At 74.1% G+C, this 20,196-nt stretch carries 10 protein-coding genes; 3 read left to right on the top strand and 7 right to left on the bottom strand.

All coding sequences use genetic code 11. The features are described from left to right. Positions 1 to 21: 21 nt before the first annotated feature. Together ELQ39_RS32170 and ELQ39_RS32165 are read right to left on the bottom strand one after the other, a co-directional pair. Positions 22 to 3,906 carry a type I polyketide synthase gene (locus tag ELQ39_RS32170; protein ID WP_277994762.1) on the bottom strand — a complete coding sequence of 1,295 codons (3,885 nt, stop codon included), beginning with the start codon at positions 3,904 to 3,906 and terminating at the stop codon, positions 22 to 24. Further along, a complete protein-coding gene (locus tag ELQ39_RS32165; RefSeq protein ID WP_242595481.1) occupies positions 3,899 to 12,532 on the bottom strand; it encodes a non-ribosomal peptide synthetase in 8,634 nt (2,877 codons plus the stop codon). The genes ELQ39_RS32170 and ELQ39_RS32165 overlap by 8 nt, the downstream gene beginning before the upstream one ends. Positions 12,533 to 13,003: 471 nt before the next feature. Here ELQ39_RS32165 and ELQ39_RS32160 point away from each other — a divergent pair, with 471 nt between their 5' ends. Together ELQ39_RS32160 and ELQ39_RS32155 are read left to right on the top strand one after the other, a co-directional pair. Next, entirely contained in the window at positions 13,004 to 14,308 is a 1,305-nt protein-coding gene (locus tag ELQ39_RS32160) for a phthiocerol/phthiodiolone dimycocerosyl transferase family protein (RefSeq protein ID WP_242595479.1), read from the top strand. A 63-nt stretch (positions 14,309 to 14,371) separates the two neighbouring features. Continuing rightward, positions 14,372 to 14,890 (top strand): RNA polymerase sigma factor, encoded by a 519-nt coding sequence (locus ELQ39_RS32155; protein ID WP_190003486.1) that lies wholly within the window; start codon positions 14,372 to 14,374, stop codon positions 14,888 to 14,890. A gap of 107 nt (positions 14,891 to 14,997) precedes the next feature. Here ELQ39_RS32155 and ELQ39_RS32150 read toward each other — a convergent pair whose 3' ends face one another. Then, positions 14,998 to 15,678, bottom strand: coding sequence for a PAS domain-containing protein (locus ELQ39_RS32150; protein ID WP_242595477.1), 681 nt, complete (start codon positions 15,676 to 15,678; stop codon positions 14,998 to 15,000). 680 nt (positions 15,679 to 16,358) lie between these two features. Between ELQ39_RS32150 and ELQ39_RS32145 the strand changes: the two genes are divergently transcribed. Continuing rightward, entirely contained in the window at positions 16,359 to 17,648 is a 1,290-nt protein-coding gene (locus ELQ39_RS32145) for a helix-turn-helix domain-containing protein (RefSeq protein ID WP_242595475.1), read from the top strand. Between the two features lie 311 nt (positions 17,649 to 17,959). Here the strand turns inward: ELQ39_RS32145 and ELQ39_RS32140 are convergent, their stop codons facing one another. The 4 genes from ELQ39_RS32140 to ELQ39_RS32125 form a co-directional block, all read right to left on the bottom strand. Next, positions 17,960 to 18,127, bottom strand: coding sequence for a hypothetical protein (locus ELQ39_RS32140; RefSeq protein WP_242595473.1), 168 nt, complete (start codon positions 18,125 to 18,127; stop codon positions 17,960 to 17,962). A gap of 299 nt (positions 18,128 to 18,426) precedes the next feature. Further along, positions 18,427 to 18,777, bottom strand: coding sequence for an SAV_915 family protein (locus tag ELQ39_RS32135; RefSeq protein ID WP_190003482.1), 351 nt, complete (start codon positions 18,775 to 18,777; stop codon positions 18,427 to 18,429). A gap of 29 nt (positions 18,778 to 18,806) precedes the next feature. After that, positions 18,807 to 19,712: an ectoine hydroxylase gene (gene thpD, locus ELQ39_RS32130; protein WP_242595471.1), complete on the bottom strand. Its 906-nt coding sequence runs from the start codon at positions 19,710 to 19,712 to the stop codon at positions 18,807 to 18,809. Positions 19,713 to 19,762: 50 nt separating this feature from the next. Next, positions 19,763 to 20,161 carry an ectoine synthase gene (locus ELQ39_RS32125; RefSeq protein ID WP_190003480.1) on the bottom strand — a complete coding sequence of 133 codons (399 nt, stop codon included), beginning with the start codon at positions 20,159 to 20,161 and terminating at the stop codon, positions 19,763 to 19,765. Positions 20,162 to 20,196: the final 35 nt, after the last annotated feature.

Genomic DNA, 20,196 nt, shown 5'->3' with positions numbered 1-20,196 from the left:
CTGGGTCTCCTAGACGCGGGTTCAGGGGGAAGGGGAGGTGGAGGCCCGGCCGCCGAGACCGCGCAGGGCCTTGGCGACCGCCTCGCCGATACGGGCGATGGGTTCGGGTTCGGTCATCTCGTAGTGGCCGCAGGGCACGTGGTGGTCGTGGAGGGTCCCGTCGACGTAGGGCCGCCAGCTGTCGGCCTTGCCCGGCAGGACCGCCAGGTCCGCCGGGAAGTCGGCGGGCTGCTCCTCCGCGGCGCTGAAGAACAGCACGTCCCCGCGGTAGACGCCGGGGGCGAACTGGGGGGCGATGCGCAGGTTGTTGCGCATCACGGCGGCGATGGCGGCGGCCTCGGCGCGGGTCACGGGGACGCTCGACGGGTCGGCCGTGACCCGGGCGTCGATCCGGTCCAAGACGGTCTTCACGGGCGCCCCGTCGACCGCGAGACCGGCCACCCTGGACAGCAGGGCGGCGACCTGGCGTTCGGCCGCCTCGGGGTCGTGGGCGGTGCCGTGCGGCTGGGGGGCGTCCAGCATGGCGAGGAGCTCGACCTGCTCCCCGTCGCGCTGGAGGGCGCAGGCCATGGCGTGGGCGACGAATCCGCCGTAGGACCAGCCCAGCAACCGGTAGGGGCCGTGGGGTTGCACCTGGCGCACCAGGTCGAGGTAGTGGGCGACCATGGCGGCGGCGTCCGGGGCGGGCGGCCGGGTGCCGTCGAGGCCGGCCGCCTGGATGCCGTGGACGGGCTGGTCGCCGCCGAGGTGGGGCAGCAGGCCCGTGTAGCGCCAGGCGATGCCCGCGCCGGGGTGGACGCAGAACAGGGGCGTGGCGGTGCCCTCGGCGCGCAGCGGCAGCAGCGGGCCGAGCGCGGTGGTGGTGCTGTCCGGCGTCTTCTCGGGCGGCTGGTCGGCCGCGGCGAGGACCCCGGCCACCGTGGGTGCGGCCAGCAGGGTCGCCGCCGGGACGTCTAGGACACCGGCCTGACGCAGCCGGCCCGCCAGCAGCACGGCTCGCATCGAGTCGCCGCCGAGGTCGAAGAAGTTGTCGTGCAGGCCGATGCCGCCGATGCCGAGGGTCTCCTCCCAGAGTCGGGTGACCTCGCGTTCGCGGTCCGTGCGGGGCGGTACGTGCTCGGTCGTCAGCCGGGGCCGTGAAGCGAGGCCGGAGTCGGCGGCGGCCGGGGTGTCGTCGGGGGCGGGGTCCGTCCGGGCGCCCGGTGCGTCGATCCAGTGGCGCCGGCGTTCGAAGGCGTACGGGGGCAGCGGCACCCGTCGGGGCGCGCCCGGCACCGGGGGCAGTGCGGTGTCCACGCCCGCGCTCCACAGCCGTCCCAGTGCCTCGGCGAGGACGAACCCGTCGGACGCCTCGGCCTTGGCGTGCCGCATGGTGGTCACCGTGACCGGTGCCTCGTCGTTGAGCCGGCCGGTGGCAAGCTTGGTCAGGGTGTCGCCGGGCCCGATCTCCACGAGGACGGGGTGCAGCCGGTCCCACAGGGCGGTGATGCCGTCGGCGAACCGGACGGTGTCGCGGGTGTGGTCGATCCAGTGCCGTACGGAGGTGGCCTGGGCGTCGGTGATCCAGGTGCCGGTGACGTTGGTGACGTACGGGATGCGCGGCGGGCGCAGGGTGACCTGGCGCAGGTGGGTCTCGTAGGCCGGCAGGACGGGGTCCAGGACGTGGGAGTGGGCCGCGACGGGGATGCGCAGGCGGCGGAACGGGAAGCCGCGGCGGGTGAGTTCGGCCTCGAAGCGGGTGACGGCGTCGAGGTGCCCGGCGACGGTGCAGGCTTGGGGGCCGTTGACGGCGGCCAGGGACAGGCCGGCGTCGAGCAGGGGCCGGATCTCCTCGGCCGGGGCGGCGACGCCGACCGTGGCTCCGCCGGCGGAGCTGATGAGCCGGATGCGTTCGGTGACCAGGGGCAGCATGTCCGCCAGGTCGATGACGCCGGCCAGACAGGCGGCCGTGTACTCGCCGAGCGAGTGGCCGATCAGCGCGTCGGGGCACACGCCCGCTTCCATCAGGGTGCGGGCCAGGGCGTACTCGGTGACGACGAGTCCGAGGAACGCGGAGAGGTCTTCGGGCCGTCGCTCCTCGAAGAGGGCGGTGCGCAGGTCGGCGCCGAGGACGGGCCGCAGGATGCGGGCGCACTCGTCGACGGTGTCGCGGTAGACGGCGTGGTCGCGGTACAACTCCTTGCCCATGCCGGGGTACTGGGTGCCGCCGCCGGGCAGCAGGAACGCCACCCGGACCGGATCGTCGGACAGCGGCGGGGTGGCCGGGGCGGCGGAGCGCAGGGCGTCGAGGGCCTCGGCGCGGGAGGCGGCCGAGACGGTGAGCCGGTGGCGCAGCGCGGGCCGGTCGGTGCGCAGGGAGTGGGCCACGTCGTCCAGGCGCAGCTCCGGCCGGCGCTCCAAATGCCGGGCGAGCGCCTCGGCCTGGCCGCGCAGGGCGCCGGCGGTGCGTGCCGACAGCGGCAGCACCACGCGGCGCTCCTCCTCGGGCGGGCGCGGCGCGGCGGGTGCGACGCGGGGCGCCTCCTCCAGGACGACGTGGGCGTTGGTGCCGCCGATGCCGAAGGCACTGACGGCGGCCCGGCGGGGGTGCTCCCCGTCGGGCCAGTCCTCCAGGGCGGTGGGCACGCGGAAGGGGCTCGCGCCGAAGTCGATGAGCGGGTTGGGCCGGTCGAAGTGCAGGCTCGGCGGGACCTGCCGGTGTTCCAGGGCCAGGACGGCCTTGATGAGTCCGGCGATGCCGGCGGCGGCTCCCAGGTGGCCGATGTTGGTCTTGACCGAGCCGAGCGCGCAGAAGCCGGTCCGGTCCGTGCTGTGCCGGAAGGCCTCCGTCAGGGCGGACACCTCGATCGGGTCGCCGAGTTTGGTGGCGGTGCCGTGCGCCTCGATCAGGCCGATGGTGCCGGCGTCGACCTCCGCCTGGGCCTGCGCGGCGAGGATGACCTCGGTCTGTCCGGCGGCGCTCGGGGCGCTGAAGCCGACCTTGCGGCGGCCGTCGTTGTTGACGGCGCTGCCGCGGATCACGGCGCGGATGCGGTCGCCGTCGGCGAGGGCGTCCTCCAGCCGCTTGAGGACGACGGCTCCCACCCCGTCGCCGGAGGAGGTGCCGGCGGCGTCCGCGGCGAAGGCCCGGCAGTGCCCGTCGGGCGAGAAGGGTCCGTCGGGCACGTGGCGGTAGCCCAGGACGGCCGAGGGGTTGAGGGAGACGGCGGCGGCGAGCGCGGTGTCGCAGCGGTGGTCGAGCAGGTCCTGGCAGGCGGTGTGCACGGCGACCAGCGCGGTGGAGCAGGCCGTCTGCAGGGACACGCTGGGCCCGGTGAGGCCGAGTTCGTAGGAGATGCGGGTGGCGAGGGTGCCGAGGGAGTTCGCCGTGGCCGCGTGGACGAGGGCCACCGAGCCGGGCTGCCCCGCGAAGCGGGGGTGGACGTGGGCCGGGTAGTAGCGGCTGTCGCCCGCCCCGGCGTACACGCCGAACGCCTCTCCGGACCGGTCGGCGCCGAGGCAGCCGGCGTCCTCCAGGGCGTGGTAGGCCGTCTCCAGCAGCAGTCGCTGCTGCGGGTCGACGACGGCGGCTTCGGCGGGGCTGTAGCCGAAGAAGCCGGAGTCGAAGCGGTCGATGCCCTCGACGACCGACGCCTTGCGGATCAGTGACGGGTCGTCGAGGTCGCGCGGGTCGCCGCCCGCGGCGAGGAACTCCTCGTCGGTGACGGGCCGTACGGACTCCCGGCCGGCCGCGAGGTTGTCCCAGAAGGCGTCGAGGTCGTCGGCGCCGGGGAAGCGGCCCGCCATGCCGATGACGGCTACGGCGGGGAAGTCCTCGTCGTGGGGTGCGGTGGTGTCGTGCACGGCCTGTGCCTCGTCTTCTCCGGGTTCGTGGGTGTGCGGTGTGTCGTCGGCCCGGTCACGCATGGCCGCGGTCCTTGCCCTGACGGGCGGTGCGGCGGGCGCGGACGGCGCGTTGCCGGCGGGCCTGTTCCCGGGCGCGGTCCAGGCCGTCGCCGGTCTCCGGGCGGGAGGGCGCCTCGGCGTCCGGTACCGGGCCCGCGCCGGTGGCCGACAGGTGGCGGGCCAGGTCCCGGACGGTGGGGTGCGCGAACAGGTCGACCACCGACAGGTCGCTGTCGAAGGCGCGGTTCACGGCGGTCTGGGCGGTGACCAGGAGCAGGGAGTTGCCGCCCAGGTCGAAGAAGTTGTCGTCCAGGCCCACCCGGTCGCGGCCCAGGACGTCGCACCACACCTCGGCGAGCCGGCTCTCCAGCAGCCGCAGGCCGTCGTCCGTGCCCGTCTCGTCGGGGCGAGCGCTTGTGCCCGCCGAGCGCAGCGTCCACCCGTCGTCGGGCAGGCCGGCCGCGCGGGCGCTGCCGGTGACGGCGCGGTACAGGTCGCCGAGGTCGGTGCCGTCCTGCAGGCCGACGCGCGCGGCCAGGCGGCGGGTCTGGCGGACGGGGGCCACGACGTGGCTGCGCACCCAGGGCGCGGTGCGGTCGGCGCCGATCAGCAGGTGCGGCTCGTCGACGGTGCGGGCGAGGTCGAAGGAGCGCAGCGCGGCGGGAACGTCGAGCAACCGGTAGCCCCGGGCCTCGGTGAGCGCGGTGAGACCGTAACCGCGGCTCATGCCGCGATCGCGCCACATGCTCCAGGCGAGCGACTGCGCCGGCAGGCCGAGGCTGCGGCGGTACCCGGCGAGGGCGTCCAGGTAGGCGTTGGCGGCGGCGTAGGCGGCGTTCATGGCGCCGCCGAAGAGGCCGTTGACCGAGGAGAACATGACGAAGGAGTGGACCGGGTGGTCGGCGGTGAGCCGGTGCAGGGTCCACGCGCCGCGCACCTTCGCCTCCAGCGCCCGGCGCCAGGTGGAGCCGTCCAGTTCGCCCACGGGGCGCTCCACGAGCGTCCCGGCCAGGTGCAGCACCGACGTCAAGGGCACGCCCCAGGCCTCGGTGGCGGCCTCGACCGCGGCGCGGACCCGGGCTTCGTCGGTGACGTCGGCGCGGGCGTAGCGGACCTCTCCGCGGTCGCGCAGCCGCGGCAGGGCGTGGGCCTCGTCCTCGGGGGTGCGCCCGAGGACGAGCAGCCGGGTGCCGGGGGTGCGCAGCAGGTGGGTGGCGATCTCGGTGCCGACGCCGCCGAGGCCGCCGGTGAGCAGGGTGAAGCCGTCGGGCGCGGTCGGCTCGGCGCGGGGCGGGCTGTCGGGCAGGGCGGCCAGGCGGCGTTCGTAGCGCAGTCCGTCGCGGTACGCCACGTCCGCGCCGTCCGCGCCGGCGGCCGTCTCGGCCGTCAGGAGGGCCAGCGGGTCGGTGCCGTCGTCCGGGGGCAGGTCGAGGTGCCGGGTCCGCAGCCAGCCGCACTCCTCGGCCAGCGACTTCAGCAGCGCTCCGGCCAGGGCGTGGGGCGGGGAGGGGTGGTCGCCGGGGCGGACGGCCTGGGCGCCCGCGGACACGTACACCAGGTCCACGGGGCGCTGCCGGCCGGGGCGGGCGATGAGGGCCCGGGCGAAGGCGAGCAGCCGCTCCGCACCGGTCGTGTCGTCCGGCGCCGGGGGGACTGCCCGGAGTCCGTCGAGGTGGAGGACGGCGTCGACGGGCCGCTGGTCGTGCTCCAGCCGGTCCAGCAGCGCGGCGTAGTCGGACTCCTCGGCGGGCCGGACGCGGTAGTGCGCGGCGTCGGTCCGGGTGTACGACGGTCCGTCGCCGACCACCGTGCACAGGCCCCCGGCGGAGCGCAGCGCGTCGGCGAGCCGTTGCGCGAGTGCGCCGGCCCGCGGGTCGCCGCCCGCGAGGACGAGGGTGTGCCGGCCGGACGCCGCGGGACGGGTGCCGGCGCGTTCCGCGCGCTGCCACACCGGGCGCAGGAACCAGTCGGGGACGGTGGCCGCGGTGCCCAGCAGCAGCTGGGTCCGGCGCACCTCGTCGTCGAAGTCGCCCGCCTCGAAGCTCTTGCGGAGCCTGGTGCGCTGGATCTTGCCGATCTCCGTCTTGGGGACGGCGTCCCGCGCCACGGGGATGAGGAAGGACGGGCTCACGCCGATCTCCCGGGTGACCTTCCCGGCGATCTCGCGCAGGGCGCGGGCCGCGTCGGCGGCGGCCTCCGGGGTGAGGTGCAGGAACAGGGCGAGTTCGTCGGTGGGCGAGGACGGGTCGGTGCGCACCGCGACCGCGGCGGTGAAACTCCGCTCGGCGTAGGGCAGTTCCTCGACGCACGCCTCGATCTCGTGGCTGTAGTGGTTCACGCCGTTGACGATGATGACGTCCTTGGCCCGGCCTGTGATGTAGAGCTCGCCGTCGCGCAGGAACGCCAGGTCGCCGGTGTCGAACCAGCCGTCGTCGGTGAACGCCTCGGCGTTGGCCGCCGGGTTGTCGTGGTAGCCGCCGGTCACCGAGGTGCCGCGGGCCTGGAAGCGGCCCGCCTCGCCCTCGGTGAGGACCGTGCCCTGCTCGTCGACGATCCGCATGGCGAACCCCGGATAGGGGCGGCCGCAGCTGACGAACGTCCCCTCCCCCGGGACGGGTTCGGCGGGCAGGACGGCGTCGGTGACCACGGAGCAGGTCTCGGACATGCCCCAGCCGGGGTGCATCACGTCCTGCGGCAGGCCGAAGGGCTCGAGCGTGTGCAGGAACGCGCGGGCGGCGGAGGCGACGACGACCTCACCGGCGTTCATGACCAGCCGCATCGGCGACAGGTCCCAGGCGCGGCCGGTGAAGCGGTGGGCCTGTTCGGCGAGGAGCCCGAAGGCGAAGTTGGGCGCCCAGGTGACGGTGACGCGGTGCCGGTCGGCGAGGTCCATCCAGCGCAGCGGGTCCTGGAGGATCCAGGAGGTGGGGGCGTGGACCTGGCGGCAGCCGAGGTACACGTCGCGCAGGTGGAACATGACCACGCCGGTGACGTGGTCGAGTGGGATCCAGTTGAGGGAGACGTCGTCGGCGCCGAGGCCGTTCATCTGCTCGGTGGCGGCCGAACGGGTCAGCACGTTGCGGTGGGTGAGGCGCACCGCCTTGGGCAGGCCGGTGCTGCCGGACGTCATGAGCATCAGCAGGAGGTCGTCCGGTGCGGCGGAGTGCCAGTCGTGGTCCTCGGGCGCCTCGCGCAGGGCGTCGGCGGTGGTGATGCGCGGCCCGGGCCAGTCCTGCCGGGCGGCGACCGCGCGCAGACCGGCCTCGCGCCCGGCGGAGCACACGATCCAGGGCCGGCCGAGCATCCGCCAGATGCCCTCCAGCTTGGTCAGCGCCGCGGAGGGGGTGTCGTAGGAGGCGGGGACGGTCAGCGGGACGGCGACGAAGCCGCCGAGGACGCAGCTCCACAGCACGGCGAGGAAGTCCTCGGTGACATCGCACTGGAGGATGACCTGGTCGCCCGGGCGCAGTCCGGCCCGGCGCAGTCCGGCCAGGACGCGCGACGCCTCAGGGATGAGGGACGCGTAGGTGCGCCGGTGCTCGCTGCCGTCGGCGTGGACGTGGACGATGTCGCCCCGGTCCCGTTCGGCGGCGCGGCGCAGGGCCTCGGCCCAGCTGGACACGGACGGCTCGGCGAGGGCGGGGCCCTCGCTGACGGCCGGGACTCCGGAGGCTTCCGCGGTGCGGGTGGCCGGGGCGGCTTCGGCGGAGCGGTCGGGCAATCCGGTGTGGCGGCGGTCCAGTTCCTCGGGGGCGTTCTCGACCGACACGTCGACCGTGGTGACGCCGGGCAGCTGGGCGAGCCGCTCCCGCCAGGTCCGGGCCGCGGTCGCGTCGACGGCGGGCAGGGCGCGCAGTGCCGCGCCGTCCACGGTGCCGTCCTCGGTACGGGGCAGGGCGTTGACCGCCGTGACGCGGACGGAGCCGTGGCCCGCGCGGTCCAGGAACTCCTCGACGGGTTCGGCGGCGTCGGACCGCCCGGGCACCACGTACAGGCGCGGCGGGGCGTCGCCGCCCCCGGGCAGGGCATGGGCGTCGCGGATGCCGGGCACGGACAGGGCCGCGTCCTGAAGGACGGCGGGGTCGGCCGCGGCCGGGGCGGAGGTGCGCTCGGGGAGCGCGGGCAGGTCCCCTAGGCGGGTCGCGGGGTCGGCGCTCACCGTGCTCAGGACGTCGTGCAGCGCGCGGGCGAACGCCTCGGCGGTGCCGGCGTCGTAGAGGTCGGTGGCGTACTCGACGTGCAGCGTCAGGCCGTCGGGGCCGCCCTCGGGGTCGTGGCGCTCCAGGACGTCCACGAAGAGGTCGAACTTGGCGGTGCCGGTGGCGGTGGGCCGCAACTCGGTGCGGGTGCCGTCGAGTTCGAGGACGGCCGGCCTGTTGTTCTGCAGGGCGAGCATCACCTGGAACAGGGGGTGACGGCCGGGCGTGCGGGGCGGGTTGAGGTCCTCCACCAGCCGGTCGAAGGGAAGGTCCTGGTGGTCCAGGGCGGCCAGGTCGGCGGTGCGCAGCCGGGCGAGGAGGTCCCGGAAGGCGGGGTTGCCGGAGGTGTCGGCGCGCAGCACCAGGGTGTTGGCGATCAGGCCGATCAGGGGGTCGAGGCCAGGTTCGGTGCGGCCCGCCACGGGCGTGCCGAGGACGATGTCCTCGCCGGCGCCGCAGCGGGTGAGCAGGGCGCTGACGGCGGCGTGCAGCACCATGAACAGGCTGGCGCCCTCGCGGTCGGCGAGGCCCAGCAAGGCACGGTGCAAGGCGGGGTCGACGGCGAGTTCGACGTGCGCGCCGTCGCCGCGCGGCGCGGTGGGCCGCAGCCGGTCGCCGGGCAGGGTGCACTCCTCGGGCAGGCCGTCCAGCGCGGTGCGCCAGTGGGCGATGAGCCGTTCCAGCCGGCCGGGGCCGTCCGGTCCGGGGGCCAGCAGGGCGCGCTGCCACAGCGCGTAGTCGGCGTACTGCACCGCCGGCGTGGCCCAGTCGGGGGCCCGCCCCGCGCGGCGGGAGGCGTAGGCGGCGGACAGGTCGGCGGCGAAGGGACCGAGCGACCAGCCGTCGGCGGCGGCGTGGTGCAGCACGAACAGCAGGACCCGTTCGGGGCCGGTGCCCAGCAGCCAGGCCCCGAGAGGGCTTTCGGCGGTCAGGTCGAAGCGGCGTCGCAGCGCGGCGGTCACATGGGCGGCGGTCTCCGCGGCGGGGCAGTCGATCCGCCGCAGCACCGGGCGCAGCTCTCCCGGCGCCAGGATGCGCTGGTAGGGCACTCCGTCGTGCTCGGTTATCACCGTGCGCAGGCTCTCGTGCCGGTCGGCCAGGTCGCCGAGGGCCGCGTCGAGCGCCTCGGCGTCGAGGTCGGGCCCGACGGGGACGAGGAGCGGGATGTGGTAGGTGGCCGCGCCCTCGTCGAGCCGGTGCAGGAACCACATGCGTTCCTGCGCGAAGGACAGCGGCACCCGCTCGGGGCGCGCGGCCTCACCGAGCACCGGCCGGGGCGGGGCGTCCTGCGCCCGTACGGCGACCCGCCGGGCGATTGCGGCCGGGGTCGGCGTCTCGAACAGGGCGGCGATGGGGATCTCCGCGCCGGTCTCGTGCCGCAGACGGGCCAGCAGTCTGGTGGCGAGCAGGGAGTCGCCGCCCAGGTCGAAGAAGCCGGCGTCCACCCCCACGGACTCCCGAGGCAGCTGCAGCACGTCCTCGAACAGGGCGCACACCAGGGCCTGGTCAGGTGTGGTGGGGCGGGCGCCAGACGCGGCGGCGGTGAAGTCGGGGTCGGGCAGGGCCTGGACGTCGAGCTTGCCGTTCGCGGTCAGCGGGAGGACGTCCACCGGGACGCAGGCGGCGGGGACCATGTGCTCGGGCAGGTGGGCGGCGGCGTGGGCGCGCAGGTCGGCGGGGCTCACGGGCGCGTCGCCGGAGGGGACGGTGTAGGCGACGAGATGCAGCGCGCCGCTGCCGGCGTGGCGGGGTACGACGGCGGCGCGGTCGACGCCCGGGTGGGCGCCGAGGACGGCCTCGATCTCGCCGGGCTCGACGCGGAAGCCGCGCAGCTGTATCTGGGCGTCGGCGCGGCCGAGGTAGTGGAGGGTGCCGTCGGGGCGGCGCCGGGCCAGGTCGCCCGAGCGGTACATGCGGGTGCCGGGCGGGCCGTAAGGGTCGTCGAGGAAGCGTTCGGCGGTCAGTTCGGGGCGGTGCAGGTAGCCGGTGGCGACACCGGCGCCGGAGACGTACATCTCTCCGGTCGCACCGGGCGGCACCGGGCGTCCCGCGGCGTCGAGCAGGTGGACCCGCAGGTCGGCGAGCGGAGTGCCGATGGCGCCGGCGCGGCGCGGGTCGTCCAGGTCGGCGGCGGTGAGCCGGTGATGGGTGACGTGCACGGTGGTCTCGGTGATGCCGTACATGTTCACCAGCGCCGGGCGGTCCAGGCCGTGCCGCTCGGTCCAGGGGCGCAGCCGCGCCGGGCGCAAGGCCTCCCCGCCGAAGACGATGTAGCGCAACGCCCCGGCGTCGCCCCCGAGTTCCGCGTCGGCGTCGACCAGCTGCTCGAACGCGGACGGCGTCTGGTTGAGGACGGTGACGCCCTCCCGGTGCAGCAGGTCCAGGAACTCGCGCGGGGAGCGGCTGACGGCGTAGGGCACGACGACGAGCCGGCCGCCGTGCAGCAGGGCGCCCCAGATCTCCCACACGGAGAAGTCGAAGGCGTAGGAGTGGAACAGCGTCCACACGTCGTCGGCACGGAAGTCGAAGTGCTCGGCCGCGGCGGCGAAGAGCCGTACGACGTTGGCGTGCGGCACGGGCACGCCCTTGGGGCGGCCGGTGGAGCCGGAGGTGTGGATGATGTAGGCGGTGTCGGACGGGCCGGCCGGGCCGTGCCGTTCGGCGTCGGTCAGGTCGGCGCCGGAGCGGCGGGCGAGGTCCGCGGTCACCTGCGGGTCGTCCAGCAGCACGGCGGGGACGGCGGCGTGGGCGAGGTGGGCGTGGGCCTGTTCGGTGACCAGCACCACGGGGGCCGCGTCCTCGACTACCAGCCGCAGCCGCTCGGCCGGCTGGCCGGGGTCCAGGGGCAGGTAGGCGGCGCCGGTCTTGAGGACGGCCAGCAGGGCGGGCAGCAGCCGCAGGCCGCGTTCCAGGGCGAGCGCCACGACCCGGCCGGGCCCGGCGCCGTGCGCGGTCAGCAGCCGGGCGAGCCGGTTGGCCTCGTCGTTGAGCGCGGCGTACGTGAGTCGTTCGGGCCCGTGGCTGACGGCCGTCCGCTCGGGCCCGGCCACCACCTGCGCCTCGAACAGTTCCGTGAGGGTCCTCTCGGCCGGGAAGGTGCGGACGGGCGCGTCGCGGGGGTGTTCACCCGGCAGCAGGACGTCCAGGTCGCCCAGCGGCGTCACCGGTTCGGCCGCGGCCAGCCGGTGCAGCACGGCGAGGAACCTCCCGCGGTGCAGGGCGAGTTCGTCCTCCTCGTACAGGGCGGGATTGGCGTCGAAGGCCAGCCACAGGCCGCCGCCGCGGGGTCCTGGGCGCACCGAGATCTGGAAGTCGTCGACGGCTCCGCCGGACAGGTGGTGCCAGGTGGTGGGGTGTCCGGCGAAGACCGGGGACTCGTCGAACGGGACGATGTTGAGCACCGGTCCGTACAGCCGGCGTCCGGTGCCCAGCAGGCCCAGGTCGCGGCGGAGGAACTCGCCCCGGTAGCGCTGGTGGCGGCGCAGGGCCCCCAGTTCACCAGCGACGGCTCGGACCAGCTCCGCGACGGGCGTGCCGGGGGTGGCTGCCACGCGCAGCGGGAGGACGTCGGAGGCGGTGCCAGGGGTGCGCAGGGCGGCGGTGCCGAGGCGGCTCATCGTGGCCAGTCCCAGCACCAGGTCTTCGGCGCCGGTCATCCGGTGCAGGTAGACGGCGGTCGCGGCGGTCAGCAGGTCGGTGCGCCGGACCCCGAGGCGGGTCGCCGCGGCGTCGAGCGCTTCGGTCTCGGCGGGCGTCAGTTCGGCGGTGCGGCGCAGGAAGGGCGCCGTGGGGGCCGCCGTGCGGGAGGTGAGCCGGGCGGGCTCGGGCAGGTCGGCCAGGCGCCGCGCCCAGTGGTCACGGTCCTGGGCGTACCGCTCGGAGGCGAGGTAGGCCGCCTCCTCCTCCTGGAGCCGGCTCACCGGCGCGAAGACGCTGGGCTCCGGTTCGCGCCCCTCGGCCAGGGCGTTGTAGGTGTCGGCCAGGCGGCGCCCGAGGAGCTTGTAGCTGTAGCCGTCCAGGAGCAGGTGATGTGCCCTCAGCAGCCAGAGGTGGCGGTCGGGCGCCAGGGTCAGCAGGGTGTGCGCGAAGAGAGGGCCTTTCTCCAGGTCGACAGGGGTCGCGAGGTCGGTGCGGACGTGCCCCCACGCCGCGGCCTCGGGGTCCCCGGCGCCGCTGACGTCGACCCGGTGGAGGGGCCAGTCGTCCGCGTCCGGCGCGGGGTGGCAGCGCGGGCCGTCGTCGGTGTCGGCGAAACGCAGGGTGAAGGTGTCGGCCTCGGCGACGACGCGCCGCAGCGCGGTCTCGAACAGGACGTCATCGAGGGGCCCGTGTATCTCCACGGCCTCCGCGGTGTTGTACGCGGCACCGTCCGGTGCGAGCCGCCCGGCGTACCAGAGGCCCTCCTGGGCTCCGGACAGCGGTCGACGTGCGTCCTCCTGGAGTGACATAGCGCAACCCTCACGTGGCAAGCCGTAGATGTCCCGGACGGCGAAGGCCCGGCCGGATCGGACGGTGCGGTCACCCCCGTGCCGCCCGCGCGTGGGGTGACGCGCCGGGCCGCCGGCCCACGGGGCGGGGAAAGGGACCGCACGCCGAGGTCAGGGGGGATCTCGTCACCTGCCCCGGTTTCACGGCACAGCACGGTGCTGCACCGGCACCGACGGGGTCAAGGTGAACCGGCTCCTGGGGCGCCGATTCAGGGGTTTCCCTGAAGTTCGGGGTGCCGGGGAGTGTGCGCCGGGACTCAACTTCTAGGGAAATCACGCGACTTACCCGCGCGCCGGGTCCTGGACTGGATTCGGCCGCGGTCGGCCGTGCACTCTCGGAAGGCCCCCGACCTCCCCGCGGACCACCGCGGTGGCAGCTGTGTCCCGGGGCCGTGCATTTCCGGAACGAACGACGGAAAGAAGGCTGACGGCATGCACCGTGCGCTGTGTCCGGTCGAGACGCTCTACGTGGGCCAGAGAAGCAGGGCCGTGCTGTCCTGCTCCCTGCGCGGACCGGTGGACCTCGCGGCGCTGTCCGCCGCGTTCGACGCGCTGACCGAGGCCAACCCGCCGCTGCGCTCCCGCATCGAACAGGACGGCGGCGATTACGTGTTGCGCGTCCTCGGCGCGGACAAGCGGCCCCGGCTGATCACCCGGACCGGTGACGAGGAGGAGGCCTACGCGGCGGAGCTGAACAGACCGCTGCCGGTCGGTGGCCCGCTCAGCCGTGCCGTTCTGGTCAGCGCGCCGGACGGCCGTAGCCACCTGTTCGTGCTGGTGATCGACCACACCGTCACCGACGGCCACAGCAGTATCGCGGTGCACAACGCGCTGTGGGACCGCTACCGGGCGCTGGTCGAAGGCACCACCGACGACACTGCCGCCGCGGAACTCACGCGCTGGCCCGAGCCCGTGAGCCGGCTGCTGCCTCCGGCCGACGAGGCCGACACGGCGAAGTACCTCGACGGCCGGCTGGAGGAGATACGGCGCCACCCGGTCGAGCTGGTCCCGTACGACGCCGCGAGCGGGGTGAGCGCCCGCCCGGACGGGCACATCGAGGTCCGCCGGCTGACCCTGGACGCGGACCTCACCTCCCGGCTGCGCGGCACGGCGCGCGCCTCGGGCGTCTCCGTGCACGCCCTGGTCGCCGCGACGCTGCTGGTGACCGCCCGGCGGCGGCTGGCCGGGGACGACGGGGCGCGCACGCTCGGCTGCCTCTCCCCCGTCGACCTGCGTGCGCGGCTCACCCCGCCGGTGTCGGCCTCCGACCTGGTCCCGGCGGTCACCACCCATCTGCAGACCCTGGACGTGGCCGCGCGTTCCGAGCCGCTGGAGTTGGCGCGTGCCGTGCACGCCCGGCTGGGCGACTTCCTGGCCCGCGGCGACCACTTCCACGAGATGCGCATCACGCCGGAGATCCCCCGCAATCCCGCGCTGCAACTGGCCACGGTGATCGCCACGAACATGGGCGTGGTCCCCGGTCCGCGGCTGCCGGAAGGGCTGCGGGCTGCCGACGTGCGCCTCGTCCCGGCCCGCGAGCACTACTTCCCGCAGGCGGGACGCAGCCCCATCATGGCGTGCGTGGTCTCCTTCGAGGGCCGGCTCTCCATCGAGTTCCCGCACTCCACCGCCTGTTACAGCCCTTCCTTCATGCGGGCCTTCCGCGACGACGTGCGCGCCGGGCTGCTGCGTTTCACGGACGTGGTGGAACCGGGGCTCGCCCACGCCACCGGCTGAGCGCCGTCCGTTCGCCCGTCCGACCCCCCGCCCGCCCGGCTGTGTAAGGAACCTCTGTCCGCCATGACGACCGTCAGCGAACTGCCCTCCCCCCTGACGCTGCTCCCCCGGGCCCAGGCCGGCGACGAGCACGCGATGAACCACCTGCTGACCGCCATCACGCCCTACGTCGCGCGCATCTGCAGGTCCATCACCCACGACGACGGCGCCGACGCCACGCAGGAGGCACTGCTCGCCGTCTACCGCGGCCTGGGTTCCCTGCGGGAACCGGCGGCGTTCTACGGCTGGGTGCGCTCGGTGACGGTCCGCGAGGCCATCCGCACCGCCAGGCGCTACGGCGCGGAGAGCTGCTGCTCCGAGGTGGACTCGCAGGAGGAGACCAATCCCCTGGACGCGGTGTACATCAGTGATGTGCTGGAGCGGCTGTCCCAGGCGCACCGGCAGGTCCTCACCCTGCGCGCCTACGGGCTGAACGAGGAGGAGATGGCCGAGGTGCTCGCGCTGCCCGTGGGCACCGTCCGCTCGCGTCTGTTCCGGGCCCGCCGCCGGTTCCAGGAGGCGTGGCAGCCCTCGGCGGCGTGACGCCGGCGCCCCGCCCTCCCCCGGGGGCGGGCCGGTACGACGGCGGCCGTGGCGGTGTGTCTCCGCCACGGCCGCCTTCGCGGGGCTCGGCAGGCCCCGGCTCAGCACTACCGCACGCGCTCCGGCAGGACCCGCGGCGGCCACTGCCCGGTGGCGAACATCCCGAGCGCGTGCGCCCGCGCCACCAGAGCGGGCCGGTTGGGGGCGTCGAAACGCCGCAGCATCTGACCGACGCGGTATTCGATTCCCTGACGGCTCAGATAGAGACGGGAGGCCAACTGCACCGTGGATTCACCACTCGCGACACCTTCCAGCACCTGCGCGTCGAGGGCGGTGAGTACGGGTCCGCCGCCGGCCGCTTCTTCGGTCCGGCGCAGAAGGACGACGAGACCGACGATCTCACCCGTGGGCTGTCTGACGGCGATCGCCGTGACTTCGGCCGGGAAATTCCGGCCCTCTCCGTCGCGGCCCGTCACCCTTTCTTTGAATCTCCGGCAACGTCCCGAGGAAAGCGCGGTGAACTGTTCCCGCAATTGTCCGGGAACCGGGGAGCGGAGCAGTTCGAGCAGGCCGCGCCCGCATACCTCGTCGGCGCTCAGGCCGAATTGCCGGGCGAATTCAGGTTCCGCGGTCCTGACGGCCAGCGTCCGGGGGGACACATGGGCCGTGCAGGCGGCTTCCGATGTGGCACCGTCCGGGGCGCCGATCAGGTCACGGCGGACCGGGACAGCCGCAGCGGCGGTCTTCTTCTTACGGGGCGAGGCGTCGGGGAAACTCGTGGTCGCCACGGACGTACCGTCCTTCTTCCTGCGCGTGGGGGGCTGGGAAGGGTGTGCGGACGCGGAGCGGGCCGGTGCGCTGTGCCTGGGTGTCGGCGAGCGCCCGGTGACGGCGCGCCACCTCGTCGGTGGCCGGGGCCGGGTGTCCGCGTCGTTCCGGGCCGGCGGCGGGCGCCGGGTCCCCGGGGCGGGTCGGGGTGAGCAGAGGAAGCGGTGCCGAGGCGACCGTCGTCCGGGTCACCTGGATAACGTTGTCATGACCACTCGATCCCGCAGTGCGGTCCGTCGGCGGACGACTCAGCGGCGGGGCGGGCGAAATGTAAGTTCTGCCGTGACGAGAAGCCCGTTCGGGCAGTGCGCGGCACGGAAACCTCCACGATACGAAGAGGGGGTTCGTTTGAGGAGCCGCCTTCGAGACTAAGGGGAGGCAACTCCTGAGGCAAGAGTTTGTCAGGTGAACTAGGCAACTCGTCAACTGTTCCGCGCCCGGGCCCATTTCGGGCACACACAATCCCCGATGCAAACAATCCCGACGGAGTGGCGACACCGCCTCCGGAATGCGAAACCAGCCGAGCAACGGCTTGTCGCTCCTTGCCGCGCTCCCTAAAATGTGGACAACTCACGCGCCCGTTCGGGCAAACGGAACCGCGGATACCGGGCCGGCCGGGCCACCGAACCCGAGGAGGGAGATGCTGGATCAGCCGCAGTTCGGCCGTCGGCTCAGGAGGCTGCGTGCCGCGCGGGGCCTGAGCCAGGCCGACGTCGTCGGCGACGGTATGTCGACAGGGCATCTGTCGCGCCTGGAGTCCGGTGAACGGCGGCCCACGGAGCGGACCGTGGCCTATCTCGCCCGGCGGCTCGGTGTGGACGCCTCCGCCCTGACCGGACCCACGGACGGCAGATCCCTGACCGCGGTGCTGGCGTCCGTGGCCTCGGCGCCCGCAGGTTCGGACGGCACGGGGGTGCTCGGCCGCGCCGTCGAGGAGGACCCGGGAGAGGATCCGGCCGCGCGCTGGCAGGCCCTGTGGCTGCTGAGCCGCGACGCGGGACGCGACGGCGACTACGAGCTCGAACGCGTCCGGTTGCTGGAACTCCTGGAGCTGAGCCGCGTGTTGGAGGCACCCGACCTGCGGGCCAGGTCGCTGGTGCGGTACGCCCGCTGCACCCGTGCCCTGGGCGATGCCGACGGCGCGGAACCGGCGGCCGTGGAGGCACTGTCCGTAGCCCGCGCCGCGGAGCTGGGTGTGCCCGACACCCTGGCCGCCCTCACGGTGCTGATCGGCGTCGAGACGGAACTCGGCAGGTGGGAGTCGGCCTCCCGGCACGTCGACGAGATGGAACGCGATCTGCTGCCCGGGGCCCCCTCCGCCCTGGCGGCCGAGGCGTTGTGGGCGGCCGCCGAGGTCAGCGACCGCCAGGGCGACGAGGCGACCGCCCTGGCCCGGCTGGACACCGCCCTGGACCTCCTCGAGGGCGGGGACGACCTGGCCCTGTGGGCCCGGTTGCGGGCCGCCGCCACCGCGACAGCTCTGCACATGTCACCGCCCCGGGTGGCCGCGGCCGAGCGCTGGCTGGCCGAGGCCGCCCCCGTCCTCGGCCTGATCGGCACGCCCACGCAACTGCAGGAACTGCACGTGCTCCAGGCGCACCTCGCGTTCGCACAGGGCCGGCTGGACGACGCCCGCGCGCTGAGCCGGGCCGTGCTGTCCCAGGAGCACCTGCGTCTGTCCTACCGCGACCGCGTGCGGCTGTCGGTCCTCGACGGCCGGCTCGCGATCCTGGCGGGCCGCGTCGAGGAGGGGGCCGCGGCCCTGGAACGGCTGGCGCGTCAGGCGACCGAGTCCGGGAGCCGTGATCTCGCGGCCCACGTGTGGCAGGCCCTGGCCACCACCCTGGCGGCACACGTCCACTCCCCCCAGGTCGGCCCGGCGCCCGGTGAGTCCCGGCCGGACGGGCGGGTGGTGCGCCACCCAGCTTGAGTGCCTCGCCGGCGGGCCGACGAAGCCTCCCTGTCGTACTGGAACGGCGTGGGCCAAGCCGTGAACGACCACAACGAGGCCGCCGCTTTCTCGTACGGCCACGAGGGACAGGTGCCGTGGCGAAGCCTGGGCGGACGACGCCGGCCGCGGAGGTGCCCGGACGCAGGTTGATGACCGTCGTGCCGCTCGCTCCCTGGGTCGTTCGGTCAGCCGGTCGCCTTCGAAGCGTGCTCCGGCGCGGACGAGGGCGGCGAGGTGGGGTGCATCCACGGCTCGCCACCACTGCTGGGCGGGCTGACAGCCGCTGCGGATCACGAGCCGTCGGCCGGTCCGTCGCGCTGGTCGACCAACTCGGCCATGGCGGAGCCACTTCGGCCTCCGGGCCCGCCGCAGCATCCGTTCGCGCCCTTCCGGACGATCTCGTCGATCAACGAGAAACGGTTGGCGGTGGTGCCGTCGTCGTTGACTACGCTTGGCACGGGCGTGCCCTCGCAACCGGTCTGGGAGAGGACGGCGTGACGAGGTGGTGCGGGCAGCGATCGGGCGGGGGCGCCGATGCCGTGGTCGACGCCGTATCGGGGAGACGGGCGAACTGCCGGCCGGCGAGCCGTGCTCACGTCCCGCGGCCGCCGTGTACGTGCGCTCTCCACCTGCCGCGCGGTACAACGCGACAGCGTCGTTCCTGTGCTCGCCGGATACGGCGTCCCACAGGTCCACCAGGACGTTCTTCCCCGCACCTGCAGACCCGTCGTCAGCGCCCGCGTCACGGAGGGCCGCCTCAGTTCGCCCGTGCCCCCGGCAACAAGCTTGCACCGGGGCCCGGGCGGGTTCTGCGGGAGCCGTCCAGGCGGACCGCCGCCACCGGATCGACGGTGATCGTGGTGCACCCGAGGGGTGCGGTGAGGGCGCGGAGCGCGGTGACGGAGAGTCTGATCCACGGGTGGTCCTGACCGAGGGCCGCCAGCAAGCGTGCGCCGGAGGTGAAGGCGACGGCGGTACGGCGGCCGCCGGGGGTGCGGAAGAAGCAGGTCACGCAGCAACGGCGGTGCGGCCGGACGGGTACGTACAGCAGGTCGGCCGACGGATGTCCGCCGGGCGTGGGGTCCTCGTTGCGTCGGGCATCAGGCATGGTGGTCCGGTCACCTTTCCGGCCTGCTGTCACCTCACCGGGGTGAAATCGCGCGCTGCGACGAACGCGGGTCGGCGTGCCGGTGCCGCGAAGGGGTCGCCCGCCGTGTTCTCGACGCTGTTGAAGACGATGAACACGTTGCTGCGCGGGTACGGTGTGATGTTGTCGCCGGAGCCGTGCATGCAGTTGCAGTCGAACCAGGTCGCGGAGCCGGAGCGGCCGGTGATCAGTCGAATGCCGCTCGGTTCGGACAGCGCGGTGACGGCCTCGTTCGACGGCGTCCCCGCTTCCTGCATCCTCAGTGACTTCTTGTAGTTGTCCTCCGGTGTGGCGCCTGCGCAGCTCAGGAACGTCCGGTGCGAGCCGGGGATGATCATCAGGCTGCCGTTGGTGGCGTAGTTGTCGGTGAGCGCGATCGACACCGACACGGCGCGCATGCGGGGCAGGCCGTCCTCGGCATGCCAGGTCTCGAAGTCCGAGTGCCAGTAGAAACCGCTCGCGCCGAAGCCGGGTTTGACGTTGATGCGGGACTGGTGGACATACACGTCCGAGCCGAGGATCTGGCGGGCTGTTCCCACCACGCGCTCGTCTCGCACGAGAGAGGCGAACACCTCGCTGATCCGGTGCACTTCGAACACCGATCGGATGTCGCGGGAGGTGGGCTCGACGACGGCGCGTTCGTCCAGGCGGACTGCCGGGTCACGCACCAGCCTGTCCAGCTCGGCACGGAAACGGGCCACCTCGCTGGGGCTCAGCAGTGGGTCGAGGGTCGTGAAGCCGGCGCGGTCGTAGTCCATCAGTTCGGGCCGTCCCAGGGGGCCGGGCGTGCCGGGTGCGGACCACACCACTGGGTCGCGGCGCGGCGTCATCGTCTCGGCCGTGCCGCGGGTCGGGTACATGTCGGTGGTCGGACGGTGGTCGTGCGTTGTCGTCATGGTCGTCCCCATGCCTGGTCGATTGCGGATTCTTCCCGGTTCGGGGTCCCTCAGGCACTCGGCTCCGGGGGAGGATAGGCGCCGTCAACGTCGTGATCCTCCCGGCCGGTCAGGGGCGGGTTGAACACGCACACGCAGCGGAAGTCGGTCTTGGGCCGCAGGGTGTGCCGTTCGTGGCCGTCCAGCAGGTACAGCGTTCCGGGCGTGATCCAGTGTTTCTCGCCGGTCTCCTCGTCGGTCAGCTCGGCCTCGCCCTCGACGCAGAGCACGGCCTCGACGTGATGGGCGTACCACATCGTCGTCTGCGTGCCGGCGTAGAGCGTCGTCTCGTGCAGGGAGAAGCCGGCCTGCTCCCGGGCCAGGACGAGCCGTTTGCTCTCCCAGGTGCCGGATCTGGCCCTGACGTGCCGGTCGGTGTCCTCGATCTCCTTCAGACAACGGATGATCATGATGCATCCCACCTCTGCGTGTGTCCGGGGTGTGC

The sequence above is a fragment of the Streptomyces sp. GB4-14 genome (assembly GCF_022696125.1).
GTDB lineage: Bacteria > Actinomycetota > Actinomycetes > Streptomycetales > Streptomycetaceae > Streptomyces > Streptomyces werraensis.
The sequence above is the reverse complement of the archived record's forward strand: the minus strand, read 5'-3'. Positions and strand labels throughout refer to the sequence as shown.

Coding starts and splice junctions, on each gene's coding strand:
- ELQ39_RS32170 (WP_277994762.1), bottom strand. CDS start 3,906: ATGCGTGACCGGGCCGACGACACACCGCACACCCACGAACCCGGAGAA.
- ELQ39_RS32165 (WP_242595481.1), bottom strand. CDS start 12,532: ATGTCACTCCAGGAGGACGCACGTCGACCGCTGTCCGGAGCCCAGGAG.
- ELQ39_RS32160 (WP_242595479.1), top strand. CDS start 13,004: ATGCACCGTGCGCTGTGTCCGGTCGAGACGCTCTACGTGGGCCAGAGA.
- ELQ39_RS32155 (WP_190003486.1), top strand. CDS start 14,372: ATGACGACCGTCAGCGAACTGCCCTCCCCCCTGACGCTGCTCCCCCGG.
- ELQ39_RS32145 (WP_242595475.1), top strand. CDS start 16,359: ATGCTGGATCAGCCGCAGTTCGGCCGTCGGCTCAGGAGGCTGCGTGCC.
- ELQ39_RS32135 (WP_190003482.1), bottom strand. CDS start 18,777: ATGCCTGATGCCCGACGCAACGAGGACCCCACGCCCGGCGGACATCCG.
- thpD (WP_242595471.1), bottom strand. CDS start 19,712: ATGACGACAACGCACGACCACCGTCCGACCACCGACATGTACCCGACC.
- ELQ39_RS32125 (WP_190003480.1), bottom strand. CDS start 20,161: ATGATCATCCGTTGTCTGAAGGAGATCGAGGACACCGACCGGCACGTC.